Here is an 8,642-nt window from a genome sequence, read left to right as displayed (position 1 = left end):
TGCGCCGTGAGACCCGTGCCTTGAAAGAGGCGGTTGCCGATCTGACGCTGGAGAACCGTCTGCTCAAAAAAACGTATTAGCGAGATCATAAATGTAGCATCTTGCCCAGCCGTCCGTAACGTGGACTCTGACGTTTGCGCAGCTAGGTTGCCGGAAAATAGGAGAAGGATGGGTAACATGGCGGCGCACATAGTCATCATTCCGGCTGATAGCTTGCGAGATGCGGGTTGAGAAGGTGTCATGTCCATTCCTTTATGTGAGCGACGAGTAAGAAGGAACTAAAGTTGTGGCCGTCCGGAAGGTCTGAAGCGGCGCCGGCGCACAAACATCAAAAACTTCTTGCTCGTGCTGAACGATGAACGGTCTTTCGGTCGAAGGGTTCCTAAGCCCATCAGGAAGCCGAGACCTGGGCCGAGCCGTCGTTCGTCGCGGAGGTAAAGTACCCCGCATCTAAACGCTAAGTCCGTTTAGGGCTTACAAAGATTGATTAGTCATTGCGCCGCTACTGCCAATCCTAACTCTCCAGACTGAACATGCATCCTTCCGCGTGGTCATCGAGCTGCAACGTTCCCGGACGTTCAGTAACCTCTGCAAGTGCTGGCGGTCTTCTCTTCAGCAAGCGTCGGATCGACCAGCTGGCTGTATCTTTCATCGAAGCTTGGTCGGCGGTTTCAGGGTCCGTTCAAAACGTAGGAACCCCCCGCAAAGGCTAGGTGTTAAAAGAAGCTTTCAACGACCCCCCGCTTCAACTGCTTGGAAATCCGCAAAAGGTTAAAAGGGCATGGCGCGTATCGGATATCACGCCTCGCATGAGCAATTTACACCCGCGAATCTGCTGCGCTGGACCAAGCGCGCAGCGGAGTCTGGCTTCGATTGTGCAATGTCGTCAGACCACTTCCATCCCTGGAGCGAGCGGCAAGGTCAATCGGGGTTCGCCTGGTCATGGCTCGGAGCCGCAATGGAAGCGACATGTCTTCCGTTTGGCATCATCTCGGCACCGGGTTATCGCTATCACCCTGCGATAATTGCCCAGGGCGCTGCAACGCTGGCGCAGATGTATCCTGGCCGTCTCTGGCTAGCGTTGGGCAGCGGCGAGGCGATCAATGAGGCCATCACAGGCCTCATCTGGCCGGACAAGCTGGAACGCAATGCGCGCCTGTTTGAATGTGCGCAGATCATCAAGGCGCTGTTCGCCGGCGAAACTGTGACCCACCGTGGCCGTATCACCATTGTCGAGGCGAAGCTCTATACGCGGCCGGAACAGCCCCCCATGCTCGTCGGCGCGGCGGTGTCCGAGAGGACGGCTGAATGGCTCGGCAGCTGGGCGGACGCTCTGATCACCGTCCAGGCAAGCCCGGAGCAGCTTAAAAAAGTTATCGCGGCTTTTCGTCATGGAGGCGGGGGTCAGAAGCCAATCATTCTTCAGGTGGCGCTGTCGTGGGCACCGAGCGAAGAGGAGGCTGAAGCCGAGGCGCTGCATCAGTGGGCGGCTAGTGCTTTAGGGGGTGAGGTAAATTGGGACGTTCGTCGGCCACAGGATTTCGATCGTGTCGCTCGTCTCGTGAAGACCGATGACATTCGGCACTCGGTTCTGGTGTCCGCGGACCTGGGACAACATCGAGCCTGGCTCGCCGAGTACGCCGAGATGGGTTTTGACGAAATCCATCTGCATCAGGTTGGGCGACGGCAACTGAGCTTCATTGAGGCATTCGGCGAGCACATTCTCCCTTCGCTCAAAGCGAACGGCTGAAGGGATCGCTTGATGTCCGATCTAACGTTGACCGCACAGAGCTTAGCCCGACGGCATCATCAGATGCCGTTTGGAGCTGAGCTCAGCGATGGCGGCGTTCGGTTCCGTCTCTGGGCCCCTAAGCATGCCACCGTAAGCGTGAGGCTAGAGGACACCGGCACCGTTTACCCGATGCGGGCACTGGTCGACGGTTGGCACGAGTTGCAGATTGCCGAGGCCGGGCCTGGTACCCGATATCGCTTTATCCTTCCGGATGGCGTCGAGGTGCCTGATCCCGCTTCGCGCTTCCAGCCGCAAGACGTCCACGGCCCGAGCGAAGTGATTGCTCCCGATGCTTACTCTTGGACTGATGAAGGTTGGAGAGGTCGTCGTTGGGAAGAGTGCGTCATCTATGAACTGCATGTCGGCGCGTTTACCGCAGACGGGACTTTCAGGGCCGCAATTGATCGATTCGACGAGCTTCGCGATCTTGGAATTACGGCGATTGAACTGATGCCAGTTGCCGATTTCCCTGGCCAGAGGAACTGGGGGTATGATGGCGTTCTGCTGTTTGCTCCTGACTCGAGCTACGGCCGGCCCGAGAACTTAAAGCAGTTGGTGGATGCCGCACATGCACGTGGGATCGCCGTCATACTCGACGTGGTCTATAACCACTTCGGCCCAGACGGCAATTACCTCCCGCTTTATTCTCACATCTTCACAGAATCCCATCATACGCCGTGGGGTGCGGCAATTAATTACGATGCCGAACACTCCGAGTGGGTACGGGATCTGGTCATAAACAACGCCATCTACTGGATCCGGGAATACAACCTTGACGGCCTCCGTCTCGACGCTGTTCACGCCATCATGGATGAAAGCCCAGAGCACCTTCTTCAAGCGCTCGCGGCGGCAGTGCGCGAAGCGGGAGGCGACCGTCGCATCCATCTTCTTCTGGAGAACGAGGAGAACCAGGTCACTCGGCTGGCTCGGGACGTTAACGGGCGGCCTGTTCAATTCACGGCGCAGTGGAACGACGACGTGCATCACGTGCTGCACACCGCCGCATCTGGCGAAAGCGCCGGCTACTACGCCGATTATTTGGGTGATACCTACAAGCTCGGCCGCGCGCTCGCCGAGGGGTTCGCGTTTCAAGGCGAATTCATGCCTTATCGGGGACACCCCCGTGGGGAGACCAGTGCTTCTCTGCCGCCGACCGCCTTCGTCTCTTTCATTCAGAATCACGATCAGGTGGGAAATCGCGCGTTCGGCGAGCGCATCACCGCATTTGCGTCGCGTGAGGCAGTCCGCGCGATCGCAAGCATCTATCTACTTGCGCCTCAGATTCCGATGATCTTTATGGGCGAGGAATGGGCTGCAGCGCAGCCCTTCCCATTCTTTTGTGATTTTGACCCTGCATTGGCCAATGCCGTGCGCGACGGCCGGAGGGCGGAGTTTGCCAAGTTTCCTGAGTTTCAGGATCCGGAGCGGCGCGAACAAATCCCTGATCCGTCCGCGCAAGAAACCTTCGTGTCCGCTAAGCTCCGTTGGGAAGACGCCGGCCGAGGCGTTCATGCGGAATGGCGCGACTGGTACCGTCGCCTATTGATGGTTCGTCACGCTGAGATCATCCCGCGATTGTCGGGGATAGCCAGCACGTCCGGCCAATTCGAAATCTTAGGTGACCTGGCAGTGCGTGTCCGCTGGCGGCTAGCAGACTGCGCGGAGCTATTGCTCACAGCTAACCTGAAGACCACTCCACTCGGCGGCATCAGTCCGCCCCGAGGTCGCGTTCTCTGGTCCGTCGGCTCAGCCGAGAATGGCGATCTCGGACCATGGAGCGTTGTCTGGACGATGAACGGCGGCGCCTTTTAATGGTTTCATCAACCAACTTCACGACGGCGCTGGGCCGACTTGCAGCTCACTATGGCGTCGAGCCGGGATTCAGCGATGCCCGCGGCGGGGAAATTCTGACCAGGCCCGAGACGCAGAAACGTCTCCTGTCCGCCATGGGCGTCGAAGTAAGAACCGAAGCCGAAGCCGTGCTTGCTTTGAATCGCGCTCGGAATGCCGCCGCCCGATCAGCCCTGCCGTCCGTTGTTATCGTCCGGCCAGATGCAGCGGGACGCTGTTGGGTCACCATGGGAAGGCCCGTTCATGCGGAGCGGATCACTTGGCACGTGGAGCTTGAAGACGGCGCGCAGCGCAATGGAACGCATGAGCTCTCAGGCGGCTCGGAACAGGCGCCCCGGATCGACCTCGGCGAACTTTCGTGGGGTTATCACCGCCTTCATTTGCCGGAGTTCGACGCAAGCGCCACCCTTATCGTCACTCCGGGAAAATGCTGGCTTCCCGAAACCTATAACGAGGCCAACCTGTGGGGGATCGCGGCGCAGCTTTACCTGTTACGGTCCGATGAGAATTGGGGGATCGGCGACTTTGCCGATCTTCGAAAGCTTGTCGAGCTTGCCGCAAAGCGCGGCTGCGACGTTATCGGACTTAACCCGCTGCATCAGATGTCCCTCGACAGCCCGGAACAGGCGAGCCCGTACTCCCCGCTGTCCAGGCTTTTTCTGAATGTACTCTACATCGCCGTCCCCGAAGTTCCAGGCTATTCCAGCTCAGTAGTGGTTCGCGACCTTGTCGAGTCCGCCGATTTCAAGGCTCGACTGGCTGCCTGCCGCGCGGCTCACGATGTTCATTACAGCGGCGTCGTGGAGCTAAAACTAGAGGCGTTGCGAACCCTCCACGCTGCCTTTGAGAATAGCGCGCTAGAGGATATTCGAAGGTTCGAAAGCTTTCAGGAAGAGAAGGGCGGCAGCCTTCGCCGAACATCGATCTTCCAGGCACTGCGGCAGCATTTTGGGAATGAGGATCCGGCTCAGGCTGAGTGGCACGGCTGGCCTGATGAGTACCGCGACGCTGCCTCGGAAGCCGTTCAACGTTTCGCCGAGGAGCACGCGGACGAGATCAATTTCTTAGATTGGCTTCAGTGGGTGGCCGATGAGCAACTCGCCCGCGCGGCCAAAGTCGCGGAGAAGGCCGGCATGGCCATCGGTCTTTACCGGGATTTGGCGGTTGGCTGTGACCGGTCGGGTGCCGAGACTTGGGCTAATCCGAAGGCGTTCGTGGCAGGCACGCAGGTTGGAGCGCCTCCCGACATTTTTAACCCGGCAGGCCAAGATTGGGGATTGCCGCCCTTCCATCCTAACGCGTTGCGGGACGAATGCTACCGCAGCTTCGTCGAACTCATCCGCGCCAACATGCGCCATGCTGGGGCCCTACGCATCGATCACGTGATGGGTCTTCAGCATCTCTACTGCATTCCGAATGGCTGCAGCCCGGCAGAAGGCGCGTATGTCAGCTACCCCCTCGATGACCTGATCGGGATTCTTGCGCTGGAAAGCTATAGGCATCGCTGCCTAGTGATAGGCGAAGATCTTGGAACTGTCCCGGAAGGATTCCGCGAGAAGATGGCGGCCGCCAACATCCTCTCCTACCGTGTGCTCTTCTTCGAGCAGGACTGGGACAATGGCCGCTTCCGGTCGCCGAAGGACTATCCCCGCCTTGCCTTGGCGGTCGCGGGAAACCATGATCTGCCAACGCTTATCGGGTGGTGGAAAGGCCGTGACATCGACTTGAAGGAGCGGCTCGGGCTTTATCCGACCGAGGACGAGGCCCGGTCGCAGCGCGAGCGTCGCGAGCAGGATCGCGCTTCCATCCTTGAAGCCTTCCGCCAGGAAGGCGTGCTAAAGGAAGACAGCGAGATTACGGTCGAGCAGTTCACAATAGCCACGCACGACTTTCTCGCGCGGGCGGGCTCGGCCCTTGTCATACCGCAGCTCGATGAGCTTGTCGGCGAAGCTGATCAGGTCAACGTACCGGCTACCTCCTTTGAGAACCCCAATTGGCGGCGGAAATACCGAATGACCCTTGAAGAACTCGCTTCTAGCCAGGACGCCTGGGTCCGCGTCGGGCGCTTGCCTGAAATCCGCAACTCCCGGGGTAACCATGCTGCCTGACCGCAAGCCGATCCCACGCGCCACCTACCGGCTGCAGCTCAACAAAGATTTCGGCTTCGATCAGGCGGCGGCGCTCGCGCCTTATCTCGCCAGGTTGGGAATAAGCCATGTCTACTGCTCACCCTATCTGCGGGCTCGCCCCGGCAGCACGCATGGCTACGACATCGTTAGCCACACCGAATTGAACCCTGAGCTCGGCAGTACCGCAGCCTTTGATCGGATGGTTGCCGCGTTCCGGGAGAACGGTCTCGGCCAGATTCTTGATTTCGTCCCGAACCATATGGGGGTGGGCGGTGCGGACAATCCCTGGTGGCTGGACGTGCTTGAATGGGGTCCGGATTCGCAATTCGCAGGCTGGTTCGACATCGATTGGGAATCGGATCGCCGCTACCTGCAAGGCAAACTTCTGGTCCCATTCCTAGGCGAGCAGTACGGTGCTGAACTCCAGTCGGGTGCGCTCCGACTCAGGTTCGATGCGGAAGCCGGCTCGCTGGCCGTGTGGGCATACGACAACCACAAGCTTCCGATCAGCCCGCTTCACTACGAGCGTGTCCTCGGCGACAACCATCCGGACCTGGAGCGCATCGGCGACGCGTTTGCGCACCTCTCGACATGGCGGCCGCATATCGTCCGCCGGGCTTCGGATCTCAAATTGGAGCTGGCCGAGTCAGTCAGAGAAAACCCCGATCTGGCGGTCGCGATCCAGGCCGCAGTGGACCGTTTCAACGGCGAGATTGGCGAACTGCAAAGCTGGTCGAAACTTGACGCGTTGATCCGCGACCAGCACTGGCGCGCAGCCCATTTCCGTGTCGCGGCCGACGACATCAACTACCGCCGCTTCTTCAACATTAATGATCTGGCTGGGATCCGGATGGAACTCCCTCAGCTTTTCGACCATGCGCACTCGCTGGTGTTCCGCTTGCTCGAACAAGGAGTGCTCGACGGAATCCGGCTGGATCACGTCGACGGTCTTCTCGATCCGAAAGGGTATTGTTTACGCCTGCGGGAAAAGGCGCCATGTCCGTTCTATCTCGTTGTCGAGAAGATCCTCGCACCGCATGAAAACCTGCGTGATGACTGGGATGTCGAAGGGACGACGGGCTACGAGTTCGCTAATCTCGTCACCGGTCTGCTGAACGACCCGGGGGGGCAGGAGGGCCTCACTCGCATCTACGCCGACTTCACCGGTGAACGGGCGTCGTTCAGCGCCATCGTCCGCGATTCGAAGATGCGGATCATGGAGAACGAGATGGCGAGCGAACTGAACGTGCTGGCCAGGGAGGCCGCGCGGGTGGCGCGCTCGAATCCGCGGACCGCCGACTTTACCAACAACGTCCTGCAACGGGCGTTAAGAGAAATTATTGCCGTCTTTCCCGTCTACCGAACATATGTTGACGGACGGGGCGTGCCTACCCAAGCAGATCGGCGCGATATCGATTGGGCCATGGCTCAGGCCCGCCGCAATGGTGCTGCCTTGGACCCCAGCGTTTTCGATTTCCTCCACCAACTCCTGACTTGCGACCTCGTTGCCGAGCCGCGTAGCGGATTCAGCCGCGTGGAGGTGGTTCGCGTCGCAATGCGCGCACAACAATATAGCGGCCCCGTGATGGCCAAGGGCCTCGAGGATACCGCCTTCTACCGCTACAACCGGATGCTGGCGCTGAATGAGGTCGGCGGCCACCCTGACCAGTTTAGCGTAAGCGTGTCCGCCTTCCATCACGCCAATGTCCAGCGGGCGAAACGAACGCCGCATGCCATGCTGAGCACCGCCACGCATGACACCAAGCGTGGCGAGGATACGCGGGCGCGGCTGGCGGTGCTGTCGGAGATACCGGACGAATGGGCCCAACACGTTGCACTTTGGAGCCGGATGCTCCAGGCCCGCAACGCAGGAAATCCGGACGCGGCGCCGCCAGATCGTAATGACGAGTATGCGTTCTATCAACTTCTGCTCGGGGCATGGCCGGCCCAACTCTCTGCGGGTCAGCTCGATCCGGAGGAAGTAGATTCCTTTCGCCAGCGGATTGAAGGCGCCATAACGAAAGCCATGCGTGAAGCCAAGGTCCATACGACCTGGGCTGCGCCGAACGCCGCATACGAAGACGCCGTTTTAGAGTTCATTCGCTACGCGCTGGACACGTCGCGCACCAATCCCTTTCTGGAATCCTTTTCCGCGTTTCAGCAGCGCGTGGCTACCTTTGGCGCTCTCAACAGCCTTATTCAGATCGTGCTGAAATTCACGGCGCCCGGTGTGCCCGATCTCTATCAGGGCTCGGAACTCTGGGACTTCAGCATGGTCGATCCGGATAATCGTCGTCCGGTTGATTACGACATCCGGAAAGCATTACTGGCATCCTTGGAATCGAGCAGGGGTGATCTTCCAGGGCTTCTGGAAAACTGGCGTGACGGCCGTTTAAAGCTCCGCCTCATTGCCGAGACGTTGGCATTGCGTCGTCGCGAACCGGAACTCTTCATGCACGGTTCGTACGAAGCGCTCCGCGGCACAGGTCCGCAGGCAGATCGCCTCTGTGCCTTTATACGCACCAGCGAAGATAGCGCGCTGGTGACCGCGGTGGCTTTGTACCCGTCCCGTGGGCACGGGGCAGATACATGGGGCGACTGCACTCTGACTCTATCGTCTGAGGTTGTTCCGCAGCGATGGTCAGAGCTGTTCAGCGGACGTGAGTTCATACTGTCGCAAGGGTCGTTTCTAGCACGCGAGCTGTTCGCCAGCTTGCCGGTCGCGCTGCTCACGCCTTCTCATCATTTGCCGCCCGCCTGAGCCTGTGGGCGTTCGAAGTCGGGCTGATTGTACCCGGACCTGCTTCCAGGGGTCACCAACAGAGAATAATCCGGTAACGCCGATCCATGCCTCTAGGAACTGCCCCGGC

General features: G+C 59.5%; 5 protein-coding genes. 4 read left to right on the top strand and 1 reads right to left on the bottom strand.

Features of this window, described 5'->3' with window-relative positions:
- Window positions 1-242 (bottom strand): hypothetical protein (locus tag AC1RT6_RS20765; RefSeq protein ID WP_493029646.1); only part of this gene is annotated, 242 nt, incomplete at its 3' end.
- Window positions 243-781: 539 nt separating this feature from the next.
- Here AC1RT6_RS20765 and AC1RT6_RS20760 point away from each other — a divergent pair.
- The 4 genes from AC1RT6_RS20760 to treY are packed head-to-tail and all read left to right on the top strand — an operon-like array spanning window position 782 to window position 8,533.
- Window positions 782-1,750: a TIGR03885 family FMN-dependent LLM class oxidoreductase gene (locus AC1RT6_RS20760; RefSeq protein ID WP_472791678.1), complete on the top strand. Its 969-nt coding sequence runs from the start codon at window positions 782-784 to the stop codon at window positions 1,748-1,750.
- A gap of 12 nt (window positions 1,751-1,762) precedes the next feature.
- A complete protein-coding gene (treZ, locus tag AC1RT6_RS20755) occupies window positions 1,763-3,604 on the top strand; it encodes a malto-oligosyltrehalose trehalohydrolase (RefSeq protein ID WP_493029645.1) in 1,842 nt (613 codons plus the stop codon).
- Window positions 3,604-5,751, top strand: coding sequence for a 4-alpha-glucanotransferase (gene malQ / locus AC1RT6_RS20750; RefSeq protein ID WP_472791676.1), 2,148 nt, complete (start codon window positions 3,604-3,606; stop codon window positions 5,749-5,751). Before treZ ends, malQ begins: the two co-directional genes overlap by 1 nt.
- Window positions 5,741-8,533: a malto-oligosyltrehalose synthase gene (gene treY, locus AC1RT6_RS20745; protein ID WP_472791675.1), complete on the top strand. Its 2,793-nt coding sequence runs from the start codon at window positions 5,741-5,743 to the stop codon at window positions 8,531-8,533. The genes malQ and treY overlap by 11 nt, the downstream gene beginning before the upstream one ends.
- Window positions 8,534-8,642 lie beyond the last annotated feature (109 nt).

Source organism: Nitrobacter sp. MLSD-S21, from assembly GCF_058809865.1.
The sequence above is the reverse complement of the archived record's forward strand: the minus strand, read 5'-3'. Positions and strand labels throughout refer to the sequence as shown.

Excerpts from the sequence above, each read along its gene's own strand:
- treY (WP_472791675.1), top strand. The coding sequence starts at position 5,741 with ATGCTGCCTGACCGCAAGCCGATCCCACGCGCCACCTACCGGCTGCAG.
- AC1RT6_RS20760 (WP_472791678.1), top strand. The coding sequence starts at position 782 with ATGGCGCGTATCGGATATCACGCCTCGCATGAGCAATTTACACCCGCG.
- treZ (WP_493029645.1), top strand. The coding sequence starts at position 1,763 with ATGTCCGATCTAACGTTGACCGCACAGAGCTTAGCCCGACGGCATCAT.
- malQ (WP_472791676.1), top strand. The coding sequence starts at position 3,604 with ATGGTTTCATCAACCAACTTCACGACGGCGCTGGGCCGACTTGCAGCT.